General features: G+C 70.6%; 13 protein-coding genes and 2 tRNA genes. 7 read left to right on the plus strand and 8 right to left on the minus strand.

Features of this window, described 5'->3' with window-relative positions; all coding sequences use genetic code 11:
- Nucleotides 1–21 precede the first annotated feature (21 nt).
- Entirely contained in the window at nt 22–219 is a 198-nt protein-coding gene (locus AB0I91_RS27820) for a hypothetical protein (protein WP_053717392.1), read from the plus strand.
- A gap of 54 nt (nt 220–273) precedes the next feature.
- On the opposite strand, the gene AB0I91_RS27825 is transcribed toward AB0I91_RS27820, so the two are convergent.
- From AB0I91_RS27825 to AB0I91_RS27835, 3 genes are all read right to left on the minus strand, one after another.
- A tRNA-Met gene (locus AB0I91_RS27825) sits at nt 274–347 on the minus strand.
- 272 nt (nt 348–619) lie between these two features.
- Nucleotides 620–693 (minus strand) — tRNA-Met (locus AB0I91_RS27830).
- A 94-nt stretch (nt 694–787) separates the two neighbouring features.
- Nucleotides 788–3,769 carry a UPF0182 family protein gene (locus tag AB0I91_RS27835; RefSeq protein WP_499613957.1) on the minus strand — a complete coding sequence of 994 codons (2,982 nt, stop codon included), beginning with the start codon at nt 3,767–3,769 and terminating at the stop codon, nt 788–790.
- A gap of 105 nt (nt 3,770–3,874) precedes the next feature.
- Between AB0I91_RS27835 and AB0I91_RS27840 the strand changes: the two genes are divergently transcribed.
- The gene (locus tag AB0I91_RS27840) at nt 3,875–4,417 is read left to right on the plus strand and encodes a PPA1309 family protein (RefSeq protein WP_498784791.1); all 543 of its coding nucleotides are present in this window, start codon (nt 3,875–3,877) and stop codon (nt 4,415–4,417) included.
- 168 nt (nt 4,418–4,585) lie between these two features.
- On the opposite strand, the gene AB0I91_RS27845 is transcribed toward AB0I91_RS27840, so the two are convergent.
- A complete protein-coding gene (locus AB0I91_RS27845; RefSeq protein WP_498784789.1) occupies nt 4,586–5,671 on the minus strand; it encodes a YlbL family protein in 1,086 nt (361 codons plus the stop codon).
- A gap of 81 nt (nt 5,672–5,752) precedes the next feature.
- On the opposite strand from AB0I91_RS27845, the gene AB0I91_RS27850 reads away from it, so the two are divergent.
- Nucleotides 5,753–7,099 carry a zinc-dependent metalloprotease gene (locus AB0I91_RS27850; RefSeq protein WP_498784787.1) on the plus strand — a complete coding sequence of 449 codons (1,347 nt, stop codon included), beginning with the start codon at nt 5,753–5,755 and terminating at the stop codon, nt 7,097–7,099.
- Nucleotides 7,100–7,157: 58 nt separating this feature from the next.
- Here AB0I91_RS27850 and AB0I91_RS27855 read toward each other — a convergent pair whose 3' ends face one another.
- Nucleotides 7,158–7,685 carry a M48 metallopeptidase family protein gene (locus tag AB0I91_RS27855; RefSeq protein WP_230572832.1) on the minus strand — a complete coding sequence of 176 codons (528 nt, stop codon included), beginning with the start codon at nt 7,683–7,685 and terminating at the stop codon, nt 7,158–7,160.
- A gap of 203 nt (nt 7,686–7,888) precedes the next feature.
- Here AB0I91_RS27855 and AB0I91_RS27860 point away from each other — a divergent pair, with 203 nt between their 5' ends.
- The 4 genes from AB0I91_RS27860 to AB0I91_RS27875 all read left to right on the plus strand — a co-directional run bounded on the left by AB0I91_RS27860 (nt 7,889) and on the right by AB0I91_RS27875 (nt 11,219).
- The gene (locus AB0I91_RS27860) at nt 7,889–8,044 is read left to right on the plus strand and encodes a DUF5679 domain-containing protein (RefSeq protein WP_015098458.1); all 156 of its coding nucleotides are present in this window, start codon (nt 7,889–7,891) and stop codon (nt 8,042–8,044) included.
- A 131-nt stretch (nt 8,045–8,175) separates the two neighbouring features.
- The gene (locus tag AB0I91_RS27865; RefSeq protein ID WP_499613952.1) at nt 8,176–9,186 is read left to right on the plus strand and encodes a thiamine biosynthesis protein ThiF; all 1,011 of its coding nucleotides are present in this window, start codon (nt 8,176–8,178) and stop codon (nt 9,184–9,186) included.
- 86 nt (nt 9,187–9,272) lie between these two features.
- The gene (locus AB0I91_RS27870; protein WP_499639579.1) at nt 9,273–10,583 is read left to right on the plus strand and encodes an ABC1 kinase family protein; all 1,311 of its coding nucleotides are present in this window, start codon (nt 9,273–9,275) and stop codon (nt 10,581–10,583) included.
- Nucleotides 10,584–10,664: 81 nt separating this feature from the next.
- Complete coding sequence (locus tag AB0I91_RS27875; RefSeq protein ID WP_498784780.1) at nt 10,665–11,219, plus strand: hypothetical protein; 555 nt, start codon at nt 10,665–10,667, stop codon at nt 11,217–11,219.
- Between the two features lie 665 nt (nt 11,220–11,884).
- Here AB0I91_RS27875 and AB0I91_RS27880 read toward each other — a convergent pair.
- The 3 genes from AB0I91_RS27880 to AB0I91_RS27890 all read right to left on the minus strand — a co-directional run bounded on the left by AB0I91_RS27880 (nt 11,885) and on the right by AB0I91_RS27890 (nt 13,738).
- Nucleotides 11,885–12,736: a class I SAM-dependent methyltransferase gene (locus tag AB0I91_RS27880; RefSeq protein WP_499639581.1), complete on the minus strand. Its 852-nt coding sequence runs from the start codon at nt 12,734–12,736 to the stop codon at nt 11,885–11,887.
- A 382-nt stretch (nt 12,737–13,118) separates the two neighbouring features.
- Entirely contained in the window at nt 13,119–13,343 is a 225-nt protein-coding gene (locus tag AB0I91_RS27885; RefSeq protein WP_498784774.1) for a hypothetical protein, read from the minus strand.
- The gene (locus AB0I91_RS27890; protein ID WP_498784772.1) at nt 13,340–13,738 is read right to left on the minus strand and encodes a WhiB family transcriptional regulator; all 399 of its coding nucleotides are present in this window, start codon (nt 13,736–13,738) and stop codon (nt 13,340–13,342) included. The genes AB0I91_RS27885 and AB0I91_RS27890 overlap by 4 nt, the downstream gene beginning before the upstream one ends.
- Nucleotides 13,739–14,255: the final 517 nt, after the last annotated feature.

Here is a 14,255-nt window from a genome sequence, read left to right on the forward strand (position 1 = left end):
CGTACGACTGGGAGGTCAGCTGTGGGCATCAAATGGACGACGGGAACGAAGGTAGTCCGCAACGCCCGCGCCTGGGCGTCCGGCACGATCCCGGAGCAGGCGGGCAAGGACGAGTGCATGGTGTGCGGCAAGCAGATCCGCAGGCACCGCACGGTCAGCGGCGAAGGCCGGGTGTGCTCCCTCACGTGCGCCCAGTACTGGGCCGAGAACATGACCTGAGCACGCGCAAGCGAAAGGCCCCCGGAGTCGTGACTCCGGGGGCCTTTCAGGTAGTAGCGGGGACAGGATTTGAACCTGCGACCTCTGGGTTATGAGCCCAGCGAGCTACCGAGCTGCTCCACCCCGCGCTGCTAAGTACAACTATACACGCCCCGAAAACCCCTTTTCACCGGGGCCCCTTAACCCACATATCCCCAGGTCCCGACCGGTTCTCACGCTCGCGACCCACTCGAACCGCCACCACCCGCACTACCGGCACCGCCGGGGGTCCAGGGGCAACGCCCCCGGTCGGGGGTGCAGGGGGCGAAGCCCTCCTGCCCGGGGTCCGGGGGCCGGGCACCTGGTATAAATGCGAAAAAGCCGCGTTCACGTTCTCCGTGAACACGGCTTTCCCACTTTGTAGCGGGGACAGGATTTGAACCTGCGACCTCTGGGTTATGAGCCCAGCGAGCTACCGAGCTGCTCCACCCCGCGCTGCATTTAGAACTGTACGCCTGGGGTTAACCGGAATGCAAATCGGGTGGCCCGGAACGTGTCCCAGGCCACCCGATGGCGATATCAGTGCAGGTCAGCCGGTCGGTGTCGGTGACGGCTGGGTCGTCGACGGCTGGGTCGTCGACGTGCCCGCGGCCGTGTTGAACCTCTTCGTCGCGTCGTCGAGCGCCTTGTAGGCGTTGCCGAGCTCGACGAAGTCACCGCTGGACTGCGCCGCCTTGATGCGCGACAGGGCCGACTGGATGTCCCGCACGGCCTGCTGCAGCTCCGTGCCGCCCTGACCGTCGTTCGGCGCCGTCGGCGCCGTGGTCGGGGTGGAGGTCGGCGGCTGGCCGTTCGGGTCCGTGGGCGGCACCTGGGCCGACGAGCCGGACAGGACCTCCTCCATCGCCTCGGCCAACGTCGGCGCGTAGCCCACCTTGTCGCCGAAGCTCACCAGGACCTTGAACAACTGCGGGAACTGGGTGTTCTGACTGGCCCGTTCGATGTAGATGGGCTCCACGTAGAGCAGGCCGCCGCCCACCGGAAGGGTCAGCAGGTTGCCGTAGACGACCTTCGTCTGCCGCTGGGCGAGCAGGTTCAGCTCACCGCTGACCTCGCCGTTGGTCAGGAAGGTGGTCTGGATCTGCTGCGGGCCCTTGACCTCGTTGTTCAACGTCAGGACGCTCATCTTGCCGTAGTTGTCCGGGTCTGATCTGACCGTCACGTACGACGCCATGAACTCCCGGTTCAACCGCACCAGGGCGCTGGTCAGCTGGAAGCTCACCTTGTTCGCGTCGCCGGTCGGGTCGCCCGCCAGCACGTAGAACGGCGGCTGCCGGTCCCGCTGCTGCTGCACGCCCTGCTGCTGCGCCTCGACGGTGGTGGCGTTGTCGATGGTCGGGTCGGACGGCACGTCCCAGAACGAGACGCCGGAGTAGAAGTCGCGCGGGTTGTCCACGTGGTACTCCGACAGCATCTCCCGCTGGACCTTGAACAGGTCCTCGGGGTAGCGCAGGTGCTCCTTCAGCGACTGCGACATCTCGCTGTTGGCCTTCACCGTGCCCGGGAAGACGCCCATCCAGGCCTTCAGCACCGGGTCCTGCGCGTCCATCTCGTACAGCGTCACCGTGCCGTCGTAGGCGTCCACAGTGGCCTTGACCGAGTTGCGGATGTAGCTGATCTCCCGGTTCGGCTGCTGCGCGACGCCCGGCAGCGAGTCGTTCGTGGCGTCGCCCAGCGCCGTGCGGCGCGCGTACGGGTAGTTGTCGAGCGTGGTGTAGCCGTCGACGATCCACGTGATGCGGCCGTCCACCACGGCCGGGTACGGGTCGCCGTCCACGGTCAGCCACGGCGCCACGGCCTCGACGCGGTCGCGCGGGTGGCGGTTGAAGATGATCCGCGAGTCGTCGCCGATGGCCGAGTTGAACAGGATGTTCCGCTCGCCGTAGGCGGCGGCGAAGACCATCTTGTTGAACAGGCCGCCGATGCGGACGCCGCCCTTGCCGGTGTAGGTGTAGGACGAGCCGTCGGTGTCGTACTCGCCGGGCGCGCCCTCGCCGCGGCCGCCGACGATGGCGTAGTCGGCCGGGCTGCCCAGCTCACCGAAGTAGGTGCGCGGCTGCTCGACGCCGAACGGGCCGGGCTGGACCTTGCCGTCCTGGCCGACCTGCGCCACCTCGAACACCGGGTAGCCGCCGTCACCGTCGTCGTCCGCGGTCGAGTTCACCTTGCTGGCCTCGGCGAACACCATGCCGTTGCCGTGGGTGTAGATGAGGTGCTGGTTGATCCAGTCGCGCTGGCCCTGCGGGATGCCCGCGGTGTTGAGCTCGCGGACCGCCACGATGTAGTCCTGGAGCTGCTGGTCCTTTGTGTACCGGTCGACATCCAGCTTCTCCGGGAACGCGTAGAACGGCCGCAGCTGCTGGAACTGGGTGAACGTCTTGGAGATGACGGCCGGGTCGAGCAGCCGCACGTTGCCCACCGTCGCCTGGTCGTTCTTCAGCTCGTCCAGCGAGACGTTCTGCTTGCCCGCGTACGGCTTGCTCTCCACCTTGTCCGCGGTCAACCCGAAGGCCTGCCGGGTGGCTTCGATGTTGCGGCCGATGGGTTCGGCTTCCTTCTCGATGGCGTTCGGCCGCACCGAGAACTGCTCCAGCACGGCGGGCCACGCGGCGCCGACCAGGATGGAGGACAGCACCAGCAGCACGGTCGCGATCGCCGGCAGCTGGAGGTTGCGCAACACCGCGCCCGCGAAGAACGCGATGGCGCAGAAGACCGCGATGAACAGCAGGATCAGCTTGGCGGGCAGCACCGCGTTGAGGTCGGTGTAGCTCGCGCCGTCGAACTTGTCGTTGCGGTCGGAGAACAGCAGCGTGTACCGGTCGAAGAAGTACGCGACCGCCTTGAGCAGGATGAACACGCCGGCCACGATGGCCAGGTGGGTCCGCGCGGGCCCGGAGAGCTGGCCGCCGCGGCCCGCCAGCCGGATGCCGCCGAACAGGTAGTGCGCCACGACCGCGGCCACGAACGCGACCGCCGTGGCGATGAACAGCCACGACAGCACCCACGTGTAGAACGGCAGCTCGAACGCGTAGAAGCCGATGTCGTGGCCGAACTCGGGGTCGTTCACGCCGAACGAGGTGGCGTTGAGGAACAGCTGGAGCTCTTGCCAGTTGCCCTGCGCCGAGGTGCCGGCGATGAGGCCGACCAGCACCGGCAGGCCGATGGCGAACAGCTTCATCCGCCTGCTGACGACGGCGCGGTAGCGGGCCACCGGGTCGTCGGGCCCGGACACCGGCACGAAGACCGGCCGGGACCGGTAGGCGATGATCAGGTTGATCGCGACGAGACCGCCGACCAGCAGACCCACGGCGAAGAACAACCCGAACCGGGTCGCGAGCACCGTGCCGTAGACGCTGCGGAAGCCGACCTCGCCGAACCAGAGCCAGTTGACGTAGGTGCCGAGCAGCCTTGAGCCGGTGATCAGACCGACCAGGACCACCGCACCGACGATGAGCAGAATCCGGCTGCGACGGGACAGCCTGGGCAGTCCGACCGGGGGCCGTGTGGCCACGGGGCACGCTCCTGGATCGCGGTAGTGGCGTTCGTACGTTCTGTCCAACTCTACGGAGGCCGCCCGGGGTTCCCCGTTCGGTCTTGTCTTTACCCAGATGCGACCATGGCGCACGTGTCAGCCAGTGAAACGCCACCCGTGGTGCTGCCCGAGGTCGCCCGCGAGGTCGAGGAGTTCGTGTCCACCGCCGGGTGGAACCAGCCGACCCAGCTGTTCGCGCTGGTACCGACGGCCGAGCTGCTGGTGCGGCAGCCGGAGCTGGCGGGCCAGCTCGACCCCGACGCCTCGCCGTTGACGCCGATCGCGCAGGACTCGCTGCCCGACGACGAGCTGGACCGGGCGCTGGCGGGCATCGTGTGGCCCGACGTCGTGCACGGGTGCGCGTTGGCGCAGGAGATCGTCGTGCTGCCGCCGGACGCCGAGGCCCAGCTGACCGAGCAGGAGCTGGACGACGAGCAGGCGCGCAAGTTCGCCGCCGAGCACCCCCAGCGGCGGGAGGCGCGACTGGTGGCGGCGGTGCTGCGGGACGGCTCGGCGGCTTGCGTGCTGCGGCTCCGGGGCAGCGTGGAGGTGCCCGAGGAGGTCGTGGCCCACCCCGAACTGGCCCCGAACCTGACGCGAGCACTGCTCGAAACACTGCGGCAGTGACATTGCCGCTGCTCGACGGCCTCCGCCCCTGACCAGCACCCCCTGACCCGCGAGGTCGCGTCGATCGTTCGCGACTCATCTTCCGGCGATCACGCTTTTCGATCGTCGGAAATCAGGCGCGAGCGGTCGACTTCCAGGCGACCTCGCCGCCGTCTGCGGAGCAGCGGCCTAACAACTGGGCGCGTCGCCGCCCTTGCTCAGCGATTCGAGCGACCGCACGGCGTCGTCCAGCTTCTCGACCTTGACCAGCCGCAGGCCCTCCGGGGCGTGCTGCTTCGCCTCGTCGCAGTTGCCCGCGGGCACGAGGAACACGGTGGCGCCGCCTTCGCGGGCGGCGACCATCTTGAACCCGATGCCGCCGATGCGGCCGACCTCGCCCCGGTCGTTGATCTCGCCGGTGCCCGCGACGGACTTGCCGCCGTTCAGCTCGCCCGGCGTGAGCTTGTCGACGATCGACAGCGCGAACAGCAGGCCCGCGGACGGCCCGCCGACGTCGGACAGGCTGATCTTGATCTCGAACGGCACGTCCGCGCGGTCCAGCGGCAGCACGCCGAGGAAGCCGGTCTCACGGCCCTCCGTGCGGCCGAGGGTGACGGTGGCGGTCTTGCGCTCGGACCCGCGTTCGAAGGTCAGCGTGATCCGGTCGCCCGGCTTGGTGCTCTCCAGCGCCGCGCGCACGTCGTCGGCGCTGGAGACCTGCTTGCCGTTGACCTCCAGCAGCCGGTCGTTCGGCTCCAGCACGGTGGCGGCCGCGGTGTCGTTGGTGATCTCGGCGGCGACGACCTTCATCGGGTAGTCCAGGTAGCTCAGCGCGGCCACCTCGGCGCTGCTCTGCGAGTCCTGGAACGCCTTCACGTTCTGGTCGCGGACCTGCTGCTCGGACTCGCCGGGCCGGAAGAACTCCTCGCGCGGCGCCAGCGCGTACCGGCCGCTGATCCACAGGCCGAGCGCGCCGAACAGCGACACGTCGTCGGTGAGCGACACCGTGGTCATGGTGAGGTTGCCGCCGGTCGGGAAGGTCTCCTGACCTTCGACCGACACCACGTCACCCCCGTTGACCTGGCCCAACGTGTCGTAGGTCGGTCCGGGGCCGAGGGCGACGTACGGCACGCGGGCGAATCCGCCGAGCAGGCCGAGCGCCAGCACGACCGTGAGGCTGACCACGAGGGTCCACGTCCGCCGGGTCAGGCCGCGTCGCGGCGCGTGCGGTGGGGGTGGTGCCTGGTCCACGACGGTGTCGGTGCCTTCGGTCACGCCAGACAGGGTACGACCACGGCGTCACGCTGCCGGCGAACCGGTCCCACGCGGGGCTGCCGTGCCGCGTACCGTGGACCCATGAGTGACCTGCCCTTCGGGTTCAGCCCGCAGGACCCCGACGACCGCAACCGCAAACCCGGGGACCAAGGGGAGAACCCCTTCGACTTCAACCAGCTCGGCGCGATGCTGAGCCAGCTCGGTGCGATGTTCAGCAACGCGGGCACGTCGTCCGGGCCGGTCAACTACGACCTCGCGAAGCAGATCGCGCTCCAGCAGCTCGCCGGCAAGGGCGGCACCGGCTTCGGCCCCGACCAGAGCGGCGCGGTGGCCGACGCCGTGCACCTGGCGGAGATGTGGCTCGACCCCGTGACGTCGCTGCCCGCGGGCGCGCGCACGTCCCAGAGCTGGAGCGCGCGCGACTGGGTGGAGCGCACGTTGCCGACGTGGCAGCGGCTGTGCGACCCGGTGGCCCAGCGCGTGTCCGGCGCCTGGGTCGACGCGATGCCGGCCGAGGCCAAGGAGGCGGCCGGACCGCTGCTGTCGATGCTCGGCCAGATGGGCGGCATGGCGTTCGGCTCGCAGCTGGGCGGCGCGCTGGCGCAGCTCGGCGCGGAGGTGCTGACGTCGACCGACGTGGGGCTGCCGCTCGGGCCGGAGGGCACGGCGGCGCTGCTGCCGGACAACATCGAGAAGTTCACCGAGGGCCTGGAGCGGCCGACCAGCGAGGTGCTGGTGTTCCTGGCCGCGCGCGAGGCGGCGCACCAGCGGCTGTTCAGCCACGTGCCGTGGTTGCGGCAGCGGCTGCTGGACACGGTGGAGGAGTTCGCCCGCGGCATCACCGTCGACACCTCGGCGCTGGAGCAGCTGGCCGGCCAGATCGACCCGGCGAACCCGGCGAGCATCGAAGAGGCGATGAAGTCGGGGATGCTCGAACCCCAGACCACGCCCGAGCAGAAGGCCGCGCTGACCCGCCTGGAGACGTTGCTGGCCCTGGTCGAGGGCTGGGTGGACGTGGTGGTGAACGAGGCGGTCGGCGAGCGGCTGCCCGGCGCCGACGCGCTGCGGGAGACGCTGCGCAGGCGGCGGGCGTCCGGCGGGCCGGCGGAGCAGACGTTCGCCACGCTGGTCGGCCTGGAGCTGCGGCCACGCCGGCACCGCTCGGCGGCGGCGCTGTGGAAGCTGCTCACCGACCAGCACGGTGTCGAGCAGCGCGACAGCGTCTGGGAGCACCCCGACCTGGTGCCGACGGCCGAGGACCTGGACGACCCGATGGAGTTCGCCGAGCGGTTCGGCCAGACGCGCAAGGCGCTGGAGGACCCGATGGCGGAGCTGGAGCGCACCCTGCGCGACGAGGGCGCGTCCGGTGAGCAGGCCAAGGGCGACGACGCGCCCGAGGACGACCAGGACAAGCCCAAGGACGCCTGACAGCCGGTCTCCCCGCGAGGTCGCGCCCGTCGACGACCTCCCCGGGTCCGGCCGGGTCTCAATCCTCCTCGGTGATGCCCAGCCCGGCCGCGGCCGAGAGGCCCTCCAGGTACCCGATGGCGCGTTCCGCCTTCGGGTACCTGTGCACGAGCAGCCAGAAGTCCTTGCCGTGCCCCGGCACCTCCAGGTGCGCCAGCTCGTGCACCAGCACGTAGTCGAGCACCCACGCGGGCACGTCCCGCAGCCGTTCGCTGATCCTGATCGTGCCCTCGCTCGGCGTGCACGACGCCCACCTCGTGCGCATCGGCGGCACCCACCGCACGCTGCTCGGCTGCACGCCGTCCAGGTACCTGTCCGCCAGCTCCTCGCACCGGGCCAGCAGGGCGGCGTCCGACGTGCGCGTCGGCGAGCGCCTGCGGGTCTCGCTGCGCTGCAGGCGGCTGAGCATCTCCGCCACCCAGTGCTTCTCCTCGCTCTTGCTCATGCGAGCCGGCAGCAGGACCACGACCGTGTCCCCCTCGCGGTACGCGCTCACCATGCGACGGCGCCGGGCGCTGCGCCGCACCTCCACCTGCGGTTCGGGCATGGCGTTCACGGTAAGGCCAGGGACCGACAATCCGCGGCGGCCAAGCGGCGGTCTGTGGAAGGACGGACCAGCAGGTTCCACCGAAAGGCGGCTGGACACGCTCGACGCGGCGTGCAGCGGAGGGGCGTTCCCGGAGGTAGCGTTCAGCGCAACCCCCGAGTGTGGCGCAGATCGCTCCGCACTCTCGAAGCGAGGAGGAAGCCGTGGCCGAGACCTACAACGGCTACTGCGTCAAGTGCCGTGAGAAGCGCGACTTCACGGGCGAGGTGCACGAGAGCAACAACCGCAGGATGGCCAAGGGCAAGTGCCCGGTCTGCGGAACCACGGTGACCCGGATCCTCGGCAAGGCGAAGGTCTGATCGAGGACGGGCGGCCGGGCCCCTCGCGGGCGTCCGGCCGCTCGTCAAGGCCATTCACGGCCTCTGTGGACAACCGGCAAGCCTGTGGACAGGCGTTTTGCCGGACCGGCCGTCACGGGCAGGCTGCCGGTGTGGATCTCCCCAACCGCCCCAGGGTCCTGCCCGGCCTGCCGCTGCTGCGCCGCCGGGACGACGTGGTGCAGATCGGCACGGACCCGCGGCACGCCATGCTGGTCGAGGACGTGCCGGAGCCGATGGCCTCCCTCCTGCTCGGCCTCAACGGTCGACACACCCTCACCGACCTGCGGGAACGCCTCGCCGGTCACGGTCGGCAGGCAGCCGAGTTCGCCGGCGTGCTGCACGGCCTGGCGCAGGCCGGGCTGGTCGAGGACACCGTGCCCGTGCCGCACCCGCGGCTGGCCGCCGAGGTGACCGGGTGGGCGCTGCGGACCCGTCGTCGTGCCGTTCGACTGCCCGCCGACCGGGCCGCCCGATCCGTCGTGGTGCACGGCGAGGGACGGCTCGCGGTCACCGTCGCCGCGCTTCTGGGCGCCTCCGGAGTGGCACACGTTCGGGTGGTCGCGCGGGGTCGGGTCGGGCCGGAGGACACCGGATCGGGGTACGTCGAAGCGGACGTCGGCCGACCGCGTGCCGAGGCCGCCCAGGACGCCGTGCGGCGGGCGTGCGGGACCGTGCGCCCGGTGGGGCGTGCCGTGGACCTCGTGGTGCTGGCCGACGCGTTGGTGCCCGCCCCGGAGGTGCTGCACCGGCTCGTCGCGGACGGCACACCGCACCTGGCCGTGCGGGTCCGGGAAGGGCTCGGCGTGGTCGGACCGCTGGTCGTGCCGGGTCGCAGCAGCTGCCTGAGGTGCGCGGACCGGCACGCGGCCGACGAGGACCCGGCGTGGCCGATGATCGCCGCGCAGCTGGTCGACCGCGCCCAGCACGCCGACCTGGCCACCGTCACGGCGACCGCCGGGGTGGCGGTCGGGCAGGCGCTGCTGGCGCTCGACCGGACCGAGCCGGCCGCGACCAGGCCGCCCACCTGGGACGCGACCCTGGAGGTGGACGCGTTCGCCGGGGTGGTCGAGCACCGGATCGCGCCGGTGCACCCGCGCTGCGAGTGCCGTTCCGCGACGTGATCCACCCTCAGGTAGGGCTGTGTAGGTTTTGTGGCAGGGGCGTGCACCACTGCGACCACGTGAACGGGCGGGAGGAGAATCACCGGGTGAGCGAGATCCCGCGCAAGGCCGTGCAGCGCACCGCCAAGCTGGCCAGCCTCCCGCTCGGGGTGGCGGGCCGGGTGGTGGGCGGCTGGGGCAAGCGCCTGGCAGGCCGCAGCTCCGAGGAGGTCAGCGCCGAGGTGTCCGCGAAGACCGCGGAGCAGGTGTTCGCCGTGCTCGGGCAGCTCAAGGGCGGCGCGATGAAGTTCGGCCAGGCCCTGAGCGTGTTCGAGGCGGCGGTGCCGGACGAGCTGGCCGAGCCGTACCGCGAGGCGTTGACCAAGTTGCAGACGGCCGCGCCGCCGATGCCCGCGCGCACCGTGCACCGCGTGCTGGCCGAGCAGCTCGGCGCGGGGTGGGCGAAGCGGTTCACGTCGTTCGACGACTCGCCCGCGGCGTCGGCGAGCATCGGTCAGGTGCACCGGGCGGTGTGGCACGACGGCCGCGACGTGGCGGTGAAGGTGCAGTACCCGGGGGCGGACGAGGCGTTGCAGAGCGACCTCAGCACGTTGCTGCGGTTCAGCCGGGTGTTGCAGGCGGTGATGCCCGGCGCCGAGGTCAAGCCGCTGTTGGAGGAGCTGCGGGACCGGTACCTGGAGGAGTTGGACTACCGGACCGAGGCGGACAACCAGCGGGTCTTCGCGAAGGCGTTCGACGGCGACGACCGCGTGCTCGTGCCGCGGGTGGTGGCCAGCTCGCCGAAGGTGATGGTCACCGAGTGGACCGAGGGCACGCCGCTGTCGAAGATCATCCGTGAGGGTGAGCGCGACGAGCGCGACCTGGCCGGGCAGCTGCTGTCGGAGTTCCACTTCTCCGCGCCGAGCCGGTCCGGGCTGCTGCACGCCGACCCGCACCCCGGCAACTTCATGCTGGGCGCGGACGGCCGGTTGCGCGTGCTCGACTTCGGCGCGGTGGCGCGGCTGCCCGACGGGTTGCCCAAGACGTTGGGCCTGATGACCAGGCTGGCGCTGGACGGGCGGTCGGCGGACCTGGTGGAGCTGCTGCGGTCGGAGCGGTTCATCCGTCCCGGGACCGAACTGCACGCCGAGGACGTGCTGAACTATTTGGGGCCGTTCGTCGAGCCGCTGCGGACGGAGACGTTCCACTTCACCCGGCGGTGGTTGCGGCAGCAGGCGGAGCGCGTCGGCGACCTCCGCAGCCCGGATTCGCAGACGGGACGGTCCCTGAACCTCCCGCCGCAGTACCTACTTATCCACAGGGTGACGCTGGGCGCGACCGGCATCCTCTGCCAGCTGGACGCGAACGTGCAGGCCAGAGCCATCGTCGCCCAGTGGCAGCCGGGCTTCGACGACTGAGTTGTCCACAGGTCTCCGACTTATCCACAGATCACGAACACCCCGTGGCAAGCCCTCCGGAACCACCGGAAGATCGACCCCATGGACCAAGTGATCAAGGCAGCGGACCTGCGGGCAGCCGGCGTGCCGGGCTACGTCATCGACCTCAAGTGCCGCCCCGGCGGGCCGTGGCAGCGCATCCTGCCGGGCGTGGTGCTGCTCGGCGCGAGCCCACCGACCCGTGCCCAGCGACTGCAGGCCGCGCTGGCTTACGCCGGGCCGAAGGCCGTGGTCACCGGCTTCGACGCCCTGCACGCCCACGGCCTGCACACCCTGCCTCCCCCACCCCGCATACACCTGCTGCAACCAGCCACCACCCGCCGTTCGTGCGCCGACCACGTGCTGCTGGAACGCACCACCCGCCCACCGAAGGTGGTGGTGGAAGCCGGCCTGCCCGTCGCCGAGCCGACGAGAGCCGTCCTGGACGCCGCCCGCCACGAACCGGACCCCCTGCGCCAACACCACCTACTGGCCACCGCCGTCCGCTCCGGGATGTGCACGCTCACCGGCCTGACCAGGGAACTGGACGCGGGCAGCAAACGCGGCACCGCCACCCCCAGAGCCACCCTGAAACTCCTCTCCACCCTCCTCCGCTAACCACCCACCACCCACCAACCACCCCTTCCCTTCCCCGCCGTTCCTTCCCGCGCACCACCCACCGCGCACCACCTACCGCACCTCACCCACTCCCCACACCTGTCACCAAGCACGCCGCTCTACCGAGCCGCAGCAACCAACCTGAGCCGCCCCACCCCCGCAGCCCAAAATCGTGCGACGACCCGTCCTCCCCTGCTCTTCCCTCGCACCCCACACCCCACACCGCACACCCCGCACCGCGCACCCGCACCGCGCACCTCACCCGGTGCCCGCACCCGCCACCAAGCACACCGCCCTACCTAGCGGCAGCAACCAGCCTGAGCCGCCCCACCCCCCGGCCCAGCACCGAACCCACGCCGACCAACTCCAATCCCGACCACTCGATGCACCGATCGCACCCCGGCCCCTACCGCCGCAGCAGCACGCCGCCGACCCAGCGGAGGCAGCCGGGCTCCGACCGCTGCCGCCGCCGCCCTACCCGGTGCCCTACCCGACGCCCCAGTAGTCGGACGGGAGCTTGCCTTCGATGTCCCGGACGTGCGTCCGCGCACAGGCGTGGCACAACCACTGGTCGACGCCGCGCTCCCGCTCCCGCACCCACGCCAAGAGCTGGGCCGGGTCCGTGACCGACGAACGCGTCCGTCCACAGCGGGCGCACGTGTCGGTCACGGCTTGCGGCCCAGGTACACGGTGTTGGCGATCAGCAGGAACACGTCGTCGCGCAGCCCTAGGAACGCGGGGTCCTGAGGGTCGAGCAGTTGCTTCACCGTGCGGCGGTCGGCGGGGTGGAGCGCGTCGCCGGCGACCTCGTTGAACCACACCAGCTGGTTGACCGCCCAATCGCGCACCGCCTGCTTGGGCGGCGCCGGGTGGTCGATTAGGTAGCTGAACGCGGTCACGTCCACCAGACCGGCCTCGGAGAGCACGAGGTTCCAGCCACCGTGCATGCGAACGGCGCCCGCCGTGTTCTCCCGCATCCGCACGAACCACTGGTCGCGCGCGGCGGTCAGTCGTTCCTGCAAGCCCGGCTCACCGATGCCCAAGTCGAACGGGAGGAACTTGCCACTCAACCCACCCTCGGCGAGCGCCAACCACCCACCGGGCGCGACCGCCTCGATCAACCCCACCACAGCCGCGCGCTGATCAGGGAGGTGATGCACGACGTTCGAAGCCCACACCAACTGCGCGGGCCCGGCGATCTCCACCGGCCGTTCGGTGGCCAGGTCGGCGAGCACCGGCCGGACGCGCACCGTCGCCGTGGTCGTGTCGGTCTCGTAGTTGGCCGCCGACCGGGCGGCGCTGGTGGCCGCGTCCAGCAGTTCGGGCACGGCGTCGACCAGCACGACCGTCCCGCCGCCACGCGCCGACAGGGCCTCGACCAGCGCCACGCTCATCCCGCCCGCGCCGGACCCGACATCCAGGACGGTCGGCTTGTCGGGCAGCGTGCGGACGAGTCTGCGCGCGACGACGCGCCGCGCTTCGGCGTCCAACTCGTCGGCCTGCCGCAGGAAGTTCAACCGGGACGACCAGTCGATCCCGTCATGAGTGTGGGCATGGGAACGGGCATGGTTGTGAGAGTGAGCTGCCACACGTCGAACGGTACCGACGCCGAGCCGAACCCTCCTATCGAAAATCCCCCTCCGCGCGGTCGGAGGCCTGGGCTCGCGGTCGCCGGGCCCGTGGTCGCCGGAGCCACGGTCGCCGGGGCGGCGAGGAGGTGGTCTGTGGCTCGGTCTCGAAGTACTCCCTTCCGGGCCCGGGCCCGGGTCCGGGTCCGGGTCCGGGCGCGGATGCGGGCGCGGGTCCGGGCGCGGGCGCGGATGCGGGCGCGAGCGCGGGTGCGGATGCGGCGAGGCCCGCCCCCCGTCGCACGACGGGTAGGGCGGGCCTCTCCGAGCATCAGATCGCGCGGGCCTTCATGGCAGCCCTGCGCTGGGCCCAACCGGCCAGTCGCCCCCACCTGCGGGCGGCGACGAGACGGTGGGCCAGCCGATGCTGTCGCGCGAATATCTCCGCGTCATGCATTCGGGATCTGGCGAGATTTTCTTCGAGCAGCATGGGGTTCCCCTTGGGATTGACCTCGATCAGCATGGATTCGTCTGCGGTGGATCGGTACGTGGTCACGCGGCGGCCTCCTGGTCGTTAGCCCCCCGGACAACGGTCGCGGCGGGTGCCGCGGGTACAACAGGTGCCGCGTCCTTGCGGGGGCGCCCACGGGGACGCTTCCGCGCGATCACGGTTCCGCGCTCGAAGATCTCGCCGCCCCAGACCCCCCAGGGCTCGTGACGAGCAAGCGCACCGGCCAGGCACTCCGCGATGACGGGGCAGGTGGCGCAGAACCTCTTCGCCTCCTCCAGCTCCGCCGGCGCGTCGGCGAACCACAGGTCGGGGTTGTTGGTACGGCAAGGAAGTTCCAAGCCGGCGTCCGGCGCGGTGTCGATCAAGTTGGCGACACCCGCCCCGGAGAGCTCCGGCTCGGTGGACAACGTCCCGTTTATGGGGACGGTCGCGGTCAACATCAGGTGGACTCCTGTCAAGGGTCTTGCATGGGGTTTGTTTGTCGTTCGAACCGCAAAACGGGTCGGGACAGCACGAAGGCCGCGGATCCGGTTACGGGTCCGCGGCCTTCGTGAGCTTGGTGGCCTGACTACAAGGTGGTCAGGTACTTCGCTCGTGCGCGGACGGCGCAACGTTCTGAGTCGGGATAACGGTCGACGCGTGCGGCGTCGGCACCTGGATCAGCTGAACTCGCTCAGCGCCCCACTTGAGGGCGTGGCGATCGCGGGCAGACTTCTCCCCCGCGACACGAGCAGCGCCTGAAGCCAAGACCACCCCGGTCATCAGGTAACCGGGCGTCTCGAAGCACGTGGGAGTGTTCACGACCGGTCACCTCCTCGGGTGGCTCGTACTCGACTGCTAGCTCTTGAATCCCCAGCGGGCGCTTCGCGCCCGGCCTGAGCAGGTTATGACCCCGCGCAGGACGCGTGCAACAGGTTTTTCCAAATACCTGTCGATTGAGTGAAAATTCAGCGTTTG

This window comes from Actinosynnema sp. NPDC049800 (assembly GCF_040656635.1).
GTDB lineage: Bacteria > Actinomycetota > Actinomycetes > Mycobacteriales > Pseudonocardiaceae > Actinosynnema.